Source organism: Methyloversatilis sp. RAC08, assembly GCF_001713355.1.
Lineage (GTDB): Bacteria > Pseudomonadota > Gammaproteobacteria > Burkholderiales > Rhodocyclaceae > Methyloversatilis.
Map to the genome: position 1 here is coordinate 798320 of NZ_CP016448.1, position 16737 is coordinate 815056.

General features: G+C 64.2%; 15 protein-coding genes. 1 reads left to right on the forward strand and 14 read right to left on the reverse strand.

What is annotated here, in order from left to right; all coding sequences use genetic code 11:
• Positions 1-11 precede the first annotated feature (11 nt).
• The 10 genes from BSY238_RS03610 to flgK form a co-directional block, all read right to left on the reverse strand.
• Positions 12-2873, reverse strand: coding sequence for a FimV/HubP family polar landmark protein (locus BSY238_RS03610; protein ID WP_069037942.1), 2862 nt, complete (start codon positions 2871-2873; stop codon positions 12-14).
• A gap of 140 nt (positions 2874-3013) precedes the next feature.
• Entirely contained in the window at positions 3014-4129 is a 1116-nt protein-coding gene (gene asd, locus BSY238_RS03615) for an aspartate-semialdehyde dehydrogenase (protein ID WP_069037943.1), read from the reverse strand.
• Between the two features lie 18 nt (positions 4130-4147).
• Complete coding sequence (gene leuB / locus BSY238_RS03620) at positions 4148-5221, reverse strand: 3-isopropylmalate dehydrogenase (RefSeq protein WP_069037944.1); 1074 nt, start codon at positions 5219-5221, stop codon at positions 4148-4150.
• A 15-nt stretch (positions 5222-5236) separates the two neighbouring features.
• Positions 5237-5875, reverse strand: coding sequence for a 3-isopropylmalate dehydratase small subunit (leuD, locus tag BSY238_RS03625; RefSeq protein ID WP_069037945.1), 639 nt, complete (start codon positions 5873-5875; stop codon positions 5237-5239).
• Between the two features lie 34 nt (positions 5876-5909).
• A complete protein-coding gene (locus BSY238_RS03630; RefSeq protein ID WP_069037946.1) occupies positions 5910-6032 on the reverse strand; it encodes an entericidin A/B family lipoprotein in 123 nt (40 codons plus the stop codon).
• Between the two features lie 18 nt (positions 6033-6050).
• On the reverse strand, positions 6051-7457 hold the full coding sequence (gene leuC / locus BSY238_RS03635; protein WP_069037947.1) for a 3-isopropylmalate dehydratase large subunit: 1407 nt from the start codon (positions 7455-7457) through the stop codon (positions 6051-6053).
• Between the two features lie 55 nt (positions 7458-7512).
• A complete protein-coding gene (locus tag BSY238_RS03640) occupies positions 7513-8670 on the reverse strand; it encodes an MFS transporter (protein WP_069037948.1) in 1158 nt (385 codons plus the stop codon).
• Between the two features lie 38 nt (positions 8671-8708).
• Positions 8709-9158: a hypothetical protein gene (locus tag BSY238_RS03645; protein WP_069037949.1), complete on the reverse strand. Its 450-nt coding sequence runs from the start codon at positions 9156-9158 to the stop codon at positions 8709-8711.
• A gap of 8 nt (positions 9159-9166) precedes the next feature.
• A complete protein-coding gene (gene flgL, locus BSY238_RS03650; protein WP_069037950.1) occupies positions 9167-10450 on the reverse strand; it encodes a flagellar hook-associated protein FlgL in 1284 nt (427 codons plus the stop codon).
• A gap of 11 nt (positions 10451-10461) precedes the next feature.
• Positions 10462-12405 (reverse strand): flagellar hook-associated protein FlgK, encoded by a 1944-nt coding sequence (flgK, locus tag BSY238_RS03655; protein WP_069037951.1) that lies wholly within the window; start codon positions 12403-12405, stop codon positions 10462-10464.
• 88 nt (positions 12406-12493) lie between these two features.
• Here flgK and BSY238_RS03660 point away from each other — a divergent pair, with 88 nt between their 5' ends.
• On the forward strand, positions 12494-12991 hold the full coding sequence (locus tag BSY238_RS03660; RefSeq protein WP_223300258.1) for a hypothetical protein: 498 nt from the start codon (positions 12494-12496) through the stop codon (positions 12989-12991).
• 34 nt (positions 12992-13025) lie between these two features.
• Here BSY238_RS03660 and flgJ read toward each other — a convergent pair whose 3' ends face one another.
• From flgJ to flgG, 4 genes are all read right to left on the reverse strand, one after another.
• The gene (flgJ, locus tag BSY238_RS03665; protein WP_069037952.1) at positions 13026-14009 is read right to left on the reverse strand and encodes a flagellar assembly peptidoglycan hydrolase FlgJ; all 984 of its coding nucleotides are present in this window, start codon (positions 14007-14009) and stop codon (positions 13026-13028) included.
• A complete protein-coding gene (locus tag BSY238_RS03670; RefSeq protein WP_069037953.1) occupies positions 14009-15106 on the reverse strand; it encodes a flagellar basal body P-ring protein FlgI in 1098 nt (365 codons plus the stop codon). The genes flgJ and BSY238_RS03670 overlap by 1 nt, the downstream gene beginning before the upstream one ends.
• Before the next feature lie 113 nt (positions 15107-15219).
• Positions 15220-15918, reverse strand: a complete 699-nt coding sequence (locus BSY238_RS03675) for a flagellar basal body L-ring protein FlgH (protein ID WP_069037954.1) — start codon at positions 15916-15918, stop codon at positions 15220-15222.
• Between the two features lie 33 nt (positions 15919-15951).
• Complete coding sequence (flgG, locus tag BSY238_RS03680) at positions 15952-16734, reverse strand: flagellar basal-body rod protein FlgG (RefSeq protein WP_069037955.1); 783 nt, start codon at positions 16732-16734, stop codon at positions 15952-15954.
• Positions 16735-16737 lie beyond the last annotated feature (3 nt).

Below are 16737 nucleotides of genomic sequence, written 5' to 3' on the forward strand. Positions count from 1 at the left end.
CAATATACTGATCAGGCAAGTTTCGCGAGCATTTCGCTCGCCTGCGACTGCTGATCCGCCGTGCCTTCGCGGACCACCTCCTGCAGCAGTTCGCGCGCACCTTCCTTGTCGCCCATCTCTTCGTAAGCGCGCGCCAGTTCGAGCTTGGTCTCCGCCTCTTCGGCTGCCGTTTGCGGCGGCTCCTCGGTGGCGAGCATATCTTCCGGATTGATCACTGTGGATACCGACGACTCGCTCAGGTCAGGCAGTGCCTGCGGAGGTGCTTCGTCGAACGCCTGCACCGCGTCGCCGACCACATCCGTTTCCAGTGCATGCAGGGGGTCGCCGACAATGTCGGTTTCAAGCGTGGACGGATCGGTACCCAGATCGAGATTGATGTCGGACAGATCGATCACCGGTTCGGCTGTCGCCTGAGCCGGCGCATCCGATGCGTCAAAATTGAAGTCGATCAGATTGCCCACATCCGTACGTTCAAGATCGACCACAGCACCACCGGCCGCGGCATCCGGATTGGCATCGCCCGCCGCCGGCAGTGACAGATCAAGATCGAATCCCTGCGACGACTGGGCAAGCGACTCCGCAGTATCAGCGACATTCTTTTCAAGAACGACGGTGCTGACGTCCTTCTTCGATTCGTCGGACGTGAAGTCGAGCCCAAGATCGAAATCAAGCGAAGAATCGGCGTCGGACTCGTCACCCGGCTTGGTCATCGTCGTGGCCACGCCAACAGCCGGCGCTTCCAAAAGCGGCTCCGCGGACTGAATGTCGAGATCGAAATCGAGATCCGTATCGACCTTCGCTGCCGGCACTTCCGGGGTACCGAGGTCGAGCTTGTTCAGATCCAGAGCAATCGTCGGTTCGCTGCCCGATGCAAGCTGGCCAATGTCACCCGGCAAGGTCCAGGTATCACGCATCTTGTCGGCGCCCGATACGACGACGGTAGCCGCCATCGACGCCTGTTCGTCAAAACCGTCATCCGGCGCCTCGCCGCCGCCGTACAGCGGATTGGTCGGGTCAACCGAGCGACCCAGCAAGGCGGCCTTTTCCCAGTCAGCACCACGGCCACCGGTCTGCGCATAGAGCTCGGTAGCCATTGTTTCGAATGGCTTGACCGATTTCCGCTGAGCATAGATTTCGAGCAGCTTCAGATGAATGGCGTGACGACTCGGCTCGGTCTTCAGCGCTTCAAGCAGGATCTCTTCCGCCTGCGCATCGCGACCGTAAGCCATGTAGACATCCGCTTCCGCAACCGGATCCACCCCTTCATCGGCGTCGATCGACGACAGCGAAGACTGGCTGAAATCCGTCTGGATCGAACTGGCGCTGGTATCAACGCTCTGCCCGCCGCCCGTTGCGCCGATTACCGACGATGCGGCGGGCACGGCTTCAAGGCCGGCTGTGGTCGAAGGCGTTGCGTCGGGCACGGCCTGACGCGCCTTCGACTTGCGGTAGCCCAGATAACCGAGCACCAGCAGCAACACGGCGCCCAGACCGCCCAGAGTCTTGGGGTCGGAGAACAGCCCCGGCTGTTCAGATTCGGGCTCGGGTTCGGGCACCGGAGCAGGTGTGGCGACCGGCGGCACGGGTTCCGCCTTGGGCGGCTCGACAGCCACCGGGGGCTCGGCCGGCTTTTCGACCGGTGCCTCATCGGCCAGCGCCACCAGATCCGGCACTTCCTTATCTTCGGGCTTCGCCGCGTCGGCGGCGAGATCCGGCACCGGCTTTTCGGACGGTGCGACGACAGGCGCCGGCGCGGGAACGGGAACGGGCGCCGGTACAGGCGCGGGCGGCGTTGCGGCCTGCTGCTGCGCCTGCGCCATCGGCGTGTTCTTGAGTTCGACCAGCTTCTGCAACTCGCGAACATTGCGTTCGAGATCGGCCAGACGGCTGTTGGCGTCCTTGAGCGCGCGTTCCTTGGCGACCACCTCCTCCTCGAGCGCGCTGATCTTGCGGTCGCTTTCGGCAGCGGATTTCGACACCCTGACCTGGTCGGATGCGGCGGCTGCGGAGGGTGCGCGATCGTCAACCCGCGCTTCGATCCTGCCCGACGCGGCGCGACTGCCGGTGTCTGCCGCCAGCGGTGCGTCGGCCACAGCGCCTGCCAGGCGAGCACGATAGGCCGCGAAGTCACTGGTCTGCGCCATCACGATCTTGCGCGCTTCCTGCGGTGATACGGCTTGCGCAGCCGCCTGATCGGGAATCGCGAGAATGCGCCCGGCACGCAGCCGATTCATGTTGCCGTTGTCGAAGGCTTCGGGATTGGCCTGAACCAGCGCCACGAGCATCTGGTCGAGACTGACGCCGGCCGGCACATACTCGCCTGCGATACGACTCAGCGTATCGCCGCGCTTAACTTCATAGATGTTGTCAGCGGGCGCACGCGTTGGCGCGGTGGGCGCGGTGGGCGCCCTCGTCACTGCACGTGGCTCTGCACTCTTGACGACGACCGGATCGACCGGCGCCTGTCGGGGCATGTCAGCCGGATCCAGCAGGAAGGTGTATTCACGGACCAGCTTGCCGGATGACCAGTTGAGCTCGATCAGGACGTCCAGATAGGGCTCATTGACCACCCGTTCGCTGGTCACGACCAGCACCGGACGCGACCCGCGCTTTTCGACTGCGACCTTGACGCCGCTCAGGCTGGTGGCGTATTCGACGCCGGCCTGCTTGAAGGCACTTGGCGGCGCGAGCCTGGCGGTCATCGAAGCGAGTTCATCCGCATTGGCGGACAACTCGACTTCGGCACGGAGGGTCTGTCCGATGGCGGACTGAACGGTGAGTTTGCCCAAACCTGCTGCACCGGCTGTCAGCGGGAGCGCTGACAGCAACGCGGTCAACAGGCGGATCGAATGTTTTTTATCGCTATGACGCACCGCGTTTTCCTCGCGCGCTAAAACCCAAATCTCAAAATAACATCATGGTCTTAGCACTGCAAGCTAAACAGTCGCTTTATGTTGCGATACTGTCTGTTACGACACATCACGCAGAGATGGCGCGATGTGTCGATGCGTGGTCAGGCTTCGATCAGGATGCGCAGCATGCGCCGGAGCGGTTCGGCGGCGCCCCACAGCAACTGGTCGCCGCACGTGAATGCGCCGAGATAGTCCGGTCCCATATTGAGTTTGCGTACGCGACCGACCGGAATGGTCAGCGAACCGCTGACCGCAGCCGGCGTCAGGTCGCGCATGCTGTCCTCGCGATGGTTGGGGACAAACTTCACCCAGGCATTCGCTTCGCGGATCATGCTTTCGATTTCGTCCAACGGCACATCGCGGCGCAACTTGATAGTGAGCGCCTGCGAATGACAGCGCATCGCGCCGACGCGAACGCAGATACCGTCGATCGGGATGATCTCCGATCCCGTACGACCGAGGATCTTGTTGGTTTCGGCCTGTCCCTTCCACTCTTCCTTGCTCTGACCGCTGTCCAGCTCCTTGTCGATGTACGGGATCAGCGAGCCGGCCAGCGGCACGCCGAAATTCGCTTTCGGAAAATCGGCACTGCGCAGGCTGTCCGTGACCGCCCGATCGATGTCGAGGATGGCGGACGAGCTGTCCTTCAGCATCGGCGCGGCAACGCCATGCAACGTACCCATCTGCGACAGCAGTTCGCGCATGTTCTGCGCGCCCGCACCCGATGCCGCCTGATAGGTCATGGCGCTCATCCACTCGACCAGACCGGCCGAGAACAGCGCGCCGACACCCATCAGCATCAGGCTGACCGTGCAGTTGCCGCCGATGTAGTTCTTCACGCCGCCAACCAGACCGGCCTTGATCACGTCCATGTTGACCGGATCAAGGATGATGATGGCGTCGTCCTTCATGCGCAGCGCCGACGCGGCGTCGATCCAGTAGCCCTTCCAGCCGGCGGCGCGCAGCTTCGGGAACACCTCGTTCGTATAGTCGCCGCCCTGGCAGGTGATGATGATGTCCATCTTCGCCAGCTGGCCGACGTCGGCCGCGTCAAGCAGCGGCGCGCTGCCCTGCCCCACGTCCGGGCCCGCCGCACCGACGCTGGACGTGGTGAAGAACACCGGCTCGACCAGCGAAAAGTCGTTCTCTTCGCGCATGCGCTGCATGAGTACGGAACCCACCATGCCGCGCCAACCCACCATACCCAGCTTCAACATTGTCTTGCCCTCTGAGCGTTACAGCGCCGCGATGACCGCGTCGCCCATTTCCTTCGTACCCACGCGCTGCGTGCCCGCTTCGTAGATGTCGCCGGTGCGCAAGCCCTGGGCCAGCACCTTGCGCACCGCATTCTCGATGCGCACCGCGTTCGCCTCGTCCTCGCCGCTGTAGCGCAGCAGCATCGCCGCCGACAGGATGGTCGCCAGCGGATTGGCCACGCCCTTGCCTGCGATGTCCGGCGCCGAACCGTGGCTGGGTTCGTACAGCCCCTTGTTGTTCGCATCCAGCGAAGCCGACGGCAGCATGCCGATCGAACCCGTCAGCATCGACGCCTCGTCCGACAGGATGTCGCCGAACATGTTGCCGGTGACGATCACGTCGAACTGCTTCGGCGCCTTCACCAGCTGCATCGCGGCGTTGTCGACCAGCATGTGCGACAGCTCGACATCCGGATAATCAGCGGCCATGGCGGTGATGACCTCGCGCCACAACTGGGTGCATTCGAGCACATTCATCTTGTCGACCGAACAGAGCTTGCCACCGCGCTTGCGCGCCGCCTCGAAGGCAACGCGACCGATGCGGCGGATTTCCTCTTCAGCGTAGATCATCGTGTTCCAGCCGACACGCTGACGGCCCCACTGCGTGTCGCGTTCCTCAATGCCGCGCGGCTGGCCGAAATAGATGTCGCCGGTCAGTTCGCGCACGATCAGGATGTCCAGGCCTGATACGACTTCCGGCTTCAGTGACGAAGCGTTGGCCAGTTCCGGATACAGGATGGCCGGGCGCAGATTGGCGAACACGCCCAGTTCTGCGCGGATGCCAAGCAACCCGCGCTCCGGACGCTGTTCACGCGGCAGTACATCCCATTTCGGACCGCCGACCGCACCGAGCAGGATGGCGTCGGCTTCGCGCGCAAGCTTCGAGGTCGCTTCCGGATACGGCTTGCCGGTGGCGTCCACCGCGCAGCCGCCGAGCAGCGCCTGTTCGAATTCGATCTTCAAACCATCGCCGCGCAGCGCCTCGAGCACGCGCAGCGCCTCGGCAGTGATTTCGATGCCGATGCCGTCACCGGGAATAACGCAGACTTTCAATGGACGCTCCAGAGTTCAGGCAAACAGCCAGGGTTGTTCGATGCGGCGACGGGCTTCGAATTCGCGGATCTTGTCCGCCTGACGCAAGGTCAGGCCGATGTCGTCGAAGCCGTTCAGCAGGCAGTACTTGCGGAAAGCTTCGACATCGAAGCGGATGACGTGGCCGTCGGGCCGGATCACGGTCTGGCTTTCCAGGTCGATGCGCAGCCGGTAGCCGGGCGTGCCGGCGCACTGCAGGAACAGCTGTTCCAGCTCGGTCTGCGGCAGGCGGATCGGCAGCAGGCCGTTCTTGAAGCAGTTGTTGAAGAAGATGTCGGCAAACGTGGTGCCGAGGATGGCGCGGAAGCCGAAATCCTCGATCGCCCACGGCGCGTGTTCGCGCGACGAGCCGCAACCGAAGTTCTCGCGTACCAGCAGGATGCTGGCGCCCTGGAAGCGTGGCTGGTTCAGCACGAAGTCGGGATTGAGCGGGCGCTTCGAGTGGTCCTGCCCCGGCTGGCCGACATCGAGATAGCGCCATTCGTCGAACAGCGTCGGACCGAAGCCCGAGCGTTTGATCGACTTCAGGTACTGCTTCGGAATGATGGCGTCGGTGTCGACGTTCGCGCGGTCCAGCGGCGCGACCAGTCCGTCAAGCGTGGTGAATGGATTCATTGCGTGTTTTGCCTGGCTCGTTCGCTGACTTTGGCTACTTCGCCGACTTCTCGATGGCTTCGCCACCCTTCTTGATGTCCTTGCCCAGCCCTTCGACGGTATTGCAACCCGCCAGCAGCAGCGCCATGGCGCTCATGCACACTACGATCAGCTTCATGCCCACTCTCCCGAATTTTCAAACGACATCGCGCACATCGGCGAAGCGGCCGGCGATTGCCGCCGCCGCCGCCATCTGCGGACTGACCAGATGGGTGCGTCCGCCGGCACCCTGGCGGCCTTCGAAATTGCGGTTCGAGGTCGACGCACAACGCTCGCCTGGGTCGAGCCGGTCGGCATTCATGCCCAGACACATCGAACAGCCCGGCTCGCGCCACTCGAAGCCCGCCGCCTTGAACACCTTGTCCAGCCCTTCGGCTTCCGCCTGCGCCCGGACCAGGCCGGAGCCCGGCACCACCATCGCCAGCTTCACGTTGTCGGCGATGTGCCGGCCCTGCACCACCTTGGCGGCTGCACGCAGGTCTTCGATGCGCGAGTTGGTACAGGAACCGATGAATACCTTGTCGATCCGGATCTGGTCGATCGGCGTACGCGGGGTCAGCCCCATGTACTGCAGCGCGCGCGCCACGCCCTCGCGCTGCACCGGATCGGCGAAATCCTCGGGCGCCGGCACCTGGCCGCGGATGTCGGTCACCATTTCCGGCGACGTGCCCCAGGTGACCTGCGGTGTGATGCGGCGCGCATCGATGTCGACCACGCGGTCGTGCTGTGCGCCGTCGTCGGATTTCAGCGTGCGCCAGTACTCGACCGCCCGCTCCCACTGTTCGTCGCGCGGCGCAAACGGCCGGCCGCGCAGGTAGTCGATCGTCGTCTGATCGACGGCGACCATGCCGGCCCGCGCACCAGCCTCGATCGCCATGTTGCACAGGGTCATCCGGCCTTCCATCGACAGCGCGCGGATGGCCGAGCCGCCGAATTCGATCGCGTAGCCGGTCCCGCCGGCAGTGCCGATCTGACCGATCACGTACAGCGCGATGTCCTTGGCGCTGACGCCCCGGCCAAGTTCGCCCTCGACCCGGACCAGCATCGATTTCGATTTCTTCTGCAGCAGGCACTGCGTGGCCAGCACGTGCTCGACTTCCGACGTGCCGATGCCCTGCGCCAGACAGGCGAATGCGCCGTGCGTCGAGGTGTGCGAGTCGCCGCACACCACGGTCATGCCGGGCAGCGTCACGCCGTTTTCCGGTCCGATCACGTGCACGATGCCCTGCCGCTTGTCGCGATAGGGAAAGTAGGCCAGCGCGCCGTAGGTGCGGATGTTGTCGTCCAGCGTTTCGACCTGGGCGCGCGAGGTCGGGTCGGCCACCGCCAGATCCGAGCCGTCGGTCGGCACGTTGTGATCGGCGGTCGCCACGATGGAACCGGTTCGCCAGGGCTTGCGCCCGGCCAGGCGCAGGCCTTCGTAGGCCTGCGGGCTGGTCACCTCGTGCACCAGGTGGCGGTCGATGTATAGCAGCGTCGTGCCGTCGTCTTCGGTATGCACGACATGGCCGGACCACAACTTGTCGTAAAGCGTTTGCGCCATTGAAACCAATCCCGCTGATCAGCCAAACCGGAGATTATAACCGGCCGGCGGGCGCTCAGCCGTGACCGGGCGCGCTTTCCGGGCGCCACATCCAGCGCAGCAAGGCGTAGCCGGCGACCGCGAACAGCGCACTGACCGAGAATGCCCAGGCGCCACCTAAGGGCGCCCACATCCAGCCGGCCAGCAACCCGCCCACCATGCCGCCGGCGCCGAAGGACACGCTGCCGTACAGGGCCTGCGCCCGCGCCTGCTGGCGCGCATCGAACCACTGGTTCAGCGCCGCCACCGAACCGGCGTGAAAGGCGCCGAATGTCAGACCGTGCAGCAGTTGCGCGCCGATCAGCCAGAGCGGTGCGGAGACTGCCCAGCCGATGACCGCGAAGCGAAGCACCGCCGCCATCAGTGCCACCAGCAACAGTGCGCGCAGCGTGAAACGGCGCAGCAGCCAGGGCATGCACAGGAAAACGCCAATCTCGGCCAGCACGCCCAGCGTCCACAGCCCGCCGATCACCCGCTTGCTGTAGCCGTGTTCGTCGAGATGGATCGAATAAAAGACATACAGCGCGCCGTGCGCACAGCTCATGAAGAATGCAGCGCCGAAAAGACCGGCAACCGGACGGCTGCGCAGGATGGCGCGCAGCGACTGCGTGGCAGCCACCGCGCCCGCGTGCACCGGCGCCTCCGGCACACACATCGCGAACAGGAAGATGCCGGCCAGCAGCAGGCTGCATGCCCACAGCACCGCATCCAGTCCGGTGCGTTCCAGTACATCGCCCAGCACCAGCACCGTGACTACAAAGCCGATCGATCCCCAGACCCGGATGGCGCCATAGCGCGACACACTGGATTTCAAGTGCTCCAGCGTCAGCGCTTCGACCAGCGGCAGCGACGCACTCCAGAAGAAGGACATCAGCGCCATGGCGACGAAAACGCCAGCGAACTGGTCGGTGGTGAAGAAGATCAGGAAGCCGGCCAGGCTGGCCAACCCGGCCGCTCGCACGATGGGCACCCGGGCGCCGATGCGGTCGGCCAGCCATCCCCACAGACTGGGCGCGAGGATCCGCATCACCTGCATCAGCGACATGACAATGGCGATGTCGGCCGCTGAAAAATGAATGGAAGAGAGGTAGAGGCCGAAGTAGGGCGAAAAGGCGCCTACAAAGGCGAAATAGAAGAAGTAATAGGCGGACAGCCGCCAGTAGGGAAGAGGCATCGGGCGAAGTCTACCCGAGCTGCCCGGGGCATCGCAGGCTAGCGTGTGCCGTGCCGGAGCTGGATGACGCCCTCGCCCACCCGCTGCGCGATCAGGTCGGACTGAATGCCTTCGCTGTAGCTGACGATCTCATAGCCGGCGTAGCCGCCCGAGCGGGCCAGCTGTTCAGCACGACGCCGGAACACCATGCGCGCCTCGCCCTCGCCGCCCGAGCGCATGCGCACCTTCTTCATGCCCAGGTAGTAGGTGTCTTCGGACAGCTTCGCCTCGTCGATGGACCAGTTCGGCGTCATCGGGTCGAGTACCAGATAAGCCACGTAGGCGGCGCCGGCAAAGTAGATCAGCTTCTCCGGCGTGGTGGCGTATCCGGGCGTCAGCTGCAGCTTGGTATTCGGAATGACCGAACCTGAATTCGGCAGCGTACGGTCGAGTGACGTACACGCAGCCAGCAGGCAGGGAGCGATCAACGCGATCATCCGGATGTTCATGGCGCGCCTCAGATGTAGTTGAACAGCGACAGTCCGGACACCTTCAGGAAGGACTGCTGCGCCGCCTGCAGATAGGTCTGCTGCTGCGTCAGGCGGCTGATCGCCTCGGTGTAGTTCAGGTCCCGCAGGTCGGCCAGCTGCGACTGGAACTGCAGATCGACATCGGCGCCGAGCGAATTCAGCGCATCCAGCTCGGCCGTGCGCGCGCCAATGCGTGAGCGAACGGTGAGCAGGGCTTCCTGCGCCTGATCGATATTGCCTATCGTGGCCGACAGCGTGTTGTTCAGGGCCGCGATGGCCACCGGATTGCCGTTGGTGCCGCGTTCAAGTGCCAGGACCACATCGGAGATCGTTTCGAACACGCTCTGCGTGGCGCTGCGATCGAGCGAAAAACTGTCACCGTCGGCTGGCGAACCGGTGATCGAGAAACGCGCACCGAGATTGAATGCGGGTTCGGCGCCCTGCGAAGCCAGCGTAATCGTGTCTCCGGCCACATAGGTCCGCGGATAAGGCGCGGCACCCGGCGCTGCGCCAGTCAGCATCGAATTGCCCGATGTGTTGTCGATGATGTCGTAGGTGGTGACGTTGTTGGTCACGTCGAACACGATGTTGAAGCTGCCGCCATTGGTTGTGGCATTCCAGTCGACGCCGCTGGTCACGCTGCCCAGATCACTCACAGCGCTGCCCGTGTTGCCGGCGCCCGGGCGCATCGTGAAATCGCCGTTGCCGGTGCGCATGCGCATGAATACCGTATTGCCGGAATCACTGACTGCAAGGCGCCGGGCGGATCCGACCTGCGCCTCGCGCTGTCCATCGTCGCCGGCGTAGGTCACGCCAGCCTCGATGCTGCCTGCGAACGGCTGGGTATCACTTCGATAGCCCGAGAACAGGAAGTCGCCGAAAGCATCGCGCGAATTGGCAACCCCCATCAGCCCGGCGAAGCTGCCGCGGATGTCGGTGGCGATCGATTTCAGGTCGCTGTCGCTCAGCGCACCATTGCCGGCCTGGATCAACCGTTCACGGATCGATGCGATCAGGTCGCCGGCGGTGGAAATCTGCGACTCGGCAAAGCCGAGCGCGCTGTTGGCATCGCGCCGGTTTATGGCTTGCTGGTCATTCATCGCCTTGATCTGGTCGATCTCCAGCGCCACCGCCGAGGCGACCGGATCATCGGACGGTGCGAGCACCCGCTTTCCCGATGACATCTGCTGTTGGGTACGGAACAGGTCGGCGCTCTGACGGACCAGACCCGAAGTGCCTGCTTCATAGACGGTATTGGTGGATACACGCATCAGTTTTCTCCTCAACGACCGATCTGCAACAAGGTATCGAACAGGCGACTCGCCAGTTCGATCATCTTTCCGGCGGCCTGGTAGGCCTGCTGGTAGCGCAGCAGGTTGGCTGCCTCTTCATCGAGATTGACGCCGGACAACGATTGCTGCGACTCCTCGACGCGCGACAGCAGCACCTTCTGCGCCGTCTGGTTAACCTGCACCTCGCGCGCCTGGGCGCCAACGGACGCCACCATCTGGGCATAGGCACCCTGGAATCCGGTCGTTCCACCGGCCAGCGTGTTCGCGTTCTGCAGCGCCGCCAGTTCAAGCAGGTTGCGGTTGTCGCCCTGACCACTGCTGTTGGGCGCGATGGTGAAGGTGTCGCCATTGCGCGGCAGACCGGACAACTGGAAAGTGAAGCCGCCCTGGCCGGCGAAGGTGAAGCTCTTCCCGGCCGACTCCGTCGTCGGGTTGTAGGCAATCGTGCCGCCGGGCCCGCCCGTTACGTTGAATACGTTCGTGGTTGCATCGAAGGTGAGCGTGATCGGGCCGCCGAGCGGCAAGCCGGTGGTCGAGCTCACGGCGCCCGCGCTGATGCTGCCGTTGCCGGTGTTGGCAAGAGCCGCCGAGGTGCTGACCGGCATCGCCAGTGCAAGCATGCGCGGATCGGTCATGACGGTGCGGATATCCGAGCCGCCATTACGGGTCGGCTGAACCAGGAAGGTGTCACCGGCGGCCAGCGTGGTCGCCCCCGAATCGAGTGTGAAGCCCTGCGGGCTGCCCGCCGGGGGCAGGCCACCCAGGGTTGCAGCCGTCCAACTCTGATTGTCCGACAGACGGGTGAGCGTGTAGGCCGCGCCGTCGAAATTCAGACGATAGTCGCTGGTGGTGAGGTCCGAAGAATTGCTGATTGTCACGTTCACCAGTGCCGCGGCTACCGTGCTGTTGGTGTTCGCCGGCAGCGCACTGCCCACGAGAACGTTGAACACGTTGGTACCCAGCGCGCCATTGAGATCCTGCCCGAGGGCATGCTGCGAATTGAACTGTTCGGCCACGCCGATGGCGATCCGGCCGAGTGCGTTCTGCGCCTCGTCCAGCGTTTCGCGGCGGAAGGCAAGCAGGCCGCCGAGCTTGCCGCCGGTGATGGTGTCTTCCTGCAGACGCAGCACGGCGCCGCCAGGCGCGGTATAGGTGACTTCGGTGCGACTGGCGTCCTCGACCGAAGGCGATGCGCTCATGCTGAAGGCGCTGCCACCGACCACCACGGGCTGCCCGTTGCCGATGAACAGGTTGATCGAGCCGTCGCTCTGCTGCAACTGGGTCACGCGAACCAGTTCGTTCAGTTCGGTGATCAGACGCTCGCGCGCATCGAGCATGTCGTTGGCGAGCCGGTTGGCACCGGTGGTCGACTCGGCGACCGCGATCTGGTCGTTGTAGCGGGCGATCTGCGACGCGAGCTGGTTGATCTCTCCCACCGAACCGGAGATTTCGCCATTGAGGCCGGTGCGGATCTGTTCGAGCCGCGCATCCAGCGTATTGAAGCGGGCCGTCATCGACTGCGCCGCCGAAATCGCCGACTGGCGTGACGCCAGCGAGGTGGGCGATGCCGACACGCTCTGCAGGGCATCGAAGAAGTCGGACATCGCCGGCGACAGGCCTGCTTGCGGGTCGGCCAGCAGGTTGTCGAGCGCAGCGATCTGGTCGGCGTAGGCACCGTATTCCGCACTCTGGGTCTTGGCCTCCATCACCTGGGCGGTCAGGAACTGGCTGTAGATGCGCCGCACCGTTTCGATCCGTGCGCCCTGACCGAGGAAGCCGCTGCCGGTCAGCTGCGGATCGTTGGTGCCGAGTACTACCTGCTGCCGGGTGAAACCGGGCGTCGCCGCGTTCGAAATGTTGTGACCGGTCGTGATCAGCCCCGCCTGTGCGGCGTTCAATCCGGTGATCCCGATGTTGTAGAGCTGCGTTCCCATGATGTGTCGTCTCGTTAAGAGTGCTTACGACCCATCTAAGCAAAACCTTTGCCAGCTTTTTTTATTTCCGTCATACAGGCCTGCAACAATGCATCTGATGACCGGGACAATCGACCGCATACGCAGCACTGACGTGCCTTCCAAGACAATGGCCGGGCGCGCGGAAATGGTCCGGCGCAGTGACCGGCTCGACTCGCTGGCCCGCGTTCTGCTGATTGTGGTGGATGGGCGGCATGACTTTGCCGCCCTGTTTGCCGCCCTCGGCCGACCTGCCGCAGAGGGCCCTCGTCTGCTTGCCGCTGCCGCGACACTGCTCGAACTCGGATTGGTCACGCTTGACGGTCGGGACACCGGTCGAGGCACGCCACCGCGGCGCTCGCTGGCCATTGCCCGCCTGTATCTGCTGGAAGCCATGGAGCGCGCCCTGCGCGGCGACACGGCACGGATCAAGCCCGCGTTGCGTGCCGTGACCGACGAAGCCACGTTGCACACAGCCATCGATGTGTGCGTCTGCGTGCTACGCGAAGCGGGCGCAGACGGTCAGGCCGATCTCATCCGGAGACGCTGCCTTGAGCTACTTCCTTGAATGACTGCCCCGAGTTGCGCACTCGGTCAATGACTCATTCAGCCAGCGCCGAACGCAGCAGCGGGCCGTTGATGATGCGCTCCAGCTTGGCGCCATACATGGGATCGGTCGCATAGCCCGACTGCTGCAGGCCGCGCGCGAAGCTGCCGGCGTCCTGCGCGCCGACCACCCGCGCGTAACGCGGCTGTTCGATCAGCAGCCTGGCGTAGTCGGCAAAGCTCTCCTCATAGGAGCCGTAGCGGCGGAAGGCGCTGTCCTCGCGGGTCCATCGGCCATCGACGAACTCGCTCGCCGACACCTTCACCGTCGGGCCCTGCCAGGTGCTGCCGGCCTTGATATTGAAAAGATTGTGACTGGATGCACCATCGGCGGCCGTCAGTTCGGCGCGTCCCCAGCCGGTCTCCAGTGCAGCCTGGGCAACCAGGAACTGGGCCGGAATACCGGTTGCGCGACTGGCCGACAGCGCGGCCGGCCACACGCGTTCGACAAAACTCCGAGCATGCGCCGGCACATTCGGACTGCTGACCGGTGGCTGTTCGGCAGCCAGACCGGCCAGAACGGATTCAGCCGGTGTTGCAGCACCGCCACCGCCACCGCCATGCAAAGTTTGCCTGCGCACGGCAGAGATTGCCGTCGGCGGCATCATCGCGATGCCGGAAAACTGCGCCGCGTCGGACAGCGGCTTGAGATCGATCGGCATCGACGTGTCGGCGCTGCGCGCGTTGGCGGACAGCTGCCGCTCGAGCACCTTCGCCAACCCGGTGCCTCCACCTTCGCTCATGACCTGGGCCCACTGCTGGTCGAGCATGTCCTGGTACATCTTGCTTTCCTGCCCGCCGAACAGTTCGTCGCCGGGTGACGCCTCGCGCATCGACTTGATCACCACCTGCAGGAACATGGCTTCGAACTGCTTGGCCGCCGCCTTCAACGCCTCCGGCGAGTTGTCGCGCGACGCGCGTCGCAGCACGTCCAGCCCGCGCACATCGGCCGCCAGCGAAGTGAGGCCGCTGTTTTCCATCAGATCACTTCCAGTTCGGCGCGCAGCGCGCCAGCCGCCTTCATCGCCTGCAGGATGATGATCAGGTCCTGCGGGTTGGCGCCCAGCGCATTCAGCGCACGCACCACCTCGGACAGGTTGGCGCCCTTCTTCACATTGATCAGCGCACTGCCTTCCTGCTGGATGTCGATCTGGTTGCGTTCGGCCACCACGGTCTGGCCGCCCGACAGGGGACCGGGCTGGCTGATCACCGGCTCGGCGGTGACCGTGACCGTAAGGTTGCCGTGCGCGACCGCACAGGTATCGAGCGTCACGGCCTGATTCATCACCACCGAACCGGTACGCGAATTGACGACCACCTTGGCCGCCTGCTGCGCCGGCGTGACATCGATGTTTTCCAGCTGGCTCATGAAGGCCACGCGTTCGCCCGGGTCGAGCGGGGCGCGCACGCGGATGCGCCGGGCATCGGCGGCCACCGCAGTGCCGGGCAGCATGGCCTTGTTGATCGCGTCGACCATGCGCTGGGCCGTACCGAAATCGGTCGTGTTGGTCTCGAGTTCGACAAACCCACCCTCGCCGACGCTGGTCGGCACCGCACGTTCGACCGTCGCCCCGCCGGCGATGCGGCCGACCGAAAGATGATTGACGGTGACCGAAGCGCCGCCCGCTGAGGCACCGACGCCACCGACCACGACATTACCCTGGGCCATGCCATAAACCTGACCGTCGGCTCCCTTGAGCGGTGTCATCACCAGCGTGCCGCCGCGCAGGCTTTTTGCATTGCCCATCGACGATACGGTGATATCGAGCGCCTGTCCCTGCCGCGCAAAGGGCGGCAGGTTGGCGGTGACCATCACGGCCGCCACGTTCTTCAGCTGCAGGTTCTGGCCGGGTGGCAGCGTCACGCCCAGATTGCCCAGCATGTTGATCACGCTCTGCACGGTGAACGGGGTCTGGGTGGTCTGGTCGCCCGAACCATCCAGACCCACGACCAGGCCGTAGCCGATCAACTGGTTGTTGCGAACACCGGCCAGCGTCGCGAGGTCCTTGATCCGCTCGGCGTGCGCAGGCGCAACCGAAAGCAATGCAAGCAGTAGAAGAATCGTTATCCGTTTCATGGCAGTTCGCCCTCCGGGCGTGCTTTCTGGGCAGCGTGATGGATCTTTATACGTTGCACATGCCGCATTCGATGGCCGGAAAAGACGGCAAAAACCGCGTCTCGCACGTCGCTTCAGAGCGGCATGAAGGTGAGGAAGAAGCGTGCCAGCCACCCCATCACCTGCGCTTCGTCGATGTAGCCATTGGCTCGGTACTCGATGCGCGCATCGGCCACCTGGGTCGACTGAACAGTATTCGCACCGGAAATCTGGGTCGAATTGACGACGCCCGAGAAGCGGATGAATTCGTTGCCCTGATTGATCGCAACCTGCTTTTCGCCGGACACGACCAGATTGCCGTTCGGCAGCACTTCGATCACCGTCACCGTGATGGTGCCGGTGAAATTGTTGTCGGCTGACGACGCACCCTTGCCGGAGAAGGCGTTGGCGCTGTTGGCGGCCACCGTGGCGCCCTGCAGGCTCTTGCCCGGCAGCCCGGCAATGGTCGGCACACCCATTTCGATATCCTGCGTGCGATCTGCCGTACTGGCCGACTTCTTCGCCGCCTGGGTACGTTCGCTGATGTTGATGACCAGCGTATCGCCGACGTAGCGCGCACGGCGATCCTCGAACAATGGACGCGCGCCGCCGGTCGGCTGGAAAATCGCACCGGCGTTCTGCACGAAGTCCGGTTTGGGCGCAGGCCGCGCGGTCATCGGCTGAAGCACTGCGGTGGGCGGCGTATTGACGCAGCCGGCCAGCATCATCGCAACCAGCAGCACGGTGACAAAACCGGCGGCGCGGGCAATCTGCTGGATGCGTTCGTTGTTCATGAATGATTCTCCACGGGTCATTGGCGCGACCGATCAGAGCTGGGTCAGCCGGGCCAGCATTTCGTCCGAGGTCTGGATGGCGCGCGAATTGATTTCGTATGCCCGCTGGGTCTGGATCATCTGCACCAGTTCCTCGACCACATTGACGTTCGACGTTTCGACGAAGCCCTGATTCAGCAGGCCGGCGCCATTGGTGCCCGGTGTGTTGGGCGTCGGCGTGCCGCTCGATGCGGTTTCGACATAGAGATTTTCCCCGACGCTCTGCAGGCCGCCGGTATTGACGAAGGTGGCCAGCTGCAACTGACCGATCTGGGTCGGCGCGGCCTGGCCGGCCTGCAATGCGCTGACCACACCGTCACGCCCGATGGTCAGCGATACCGTATCCGGCGGAATGGTGACCTGCGGCTGCACCGGAAAACCGCTCGACGTGACCATCACGCCCTGCGCATCCTTCTGGAACGACCCGTCACGGGTATAGGCCAGCGTGCCGTCCGGCATCTGGATCTGGAAGAAGCCCTCGCCCTGCACGGCGACATCGAGCGAATTGCTGGTCTGCTGCAGATTGCCCTGGGTCTGGATGCGCTGGGTCGCCACCGGGCGCACGCCGGTGCCGATCTGCAGGCCGGAAGGAATGGTGTTCTGCTGCGTGTTCAGCGCGCCGGGCTGGCGCATCGTCTGATAAAGCAGGTCCTCGAACACGGCGCGCGCGCGCTTGAAACCGTTGGTGCTGACATTGGCGAGGTTGTTGGTGATGACATCGAGCTGGGTCTGATGTGCATCCATGCCGGTGCGGGCTATCCACAGCGAGCGGATCATGGT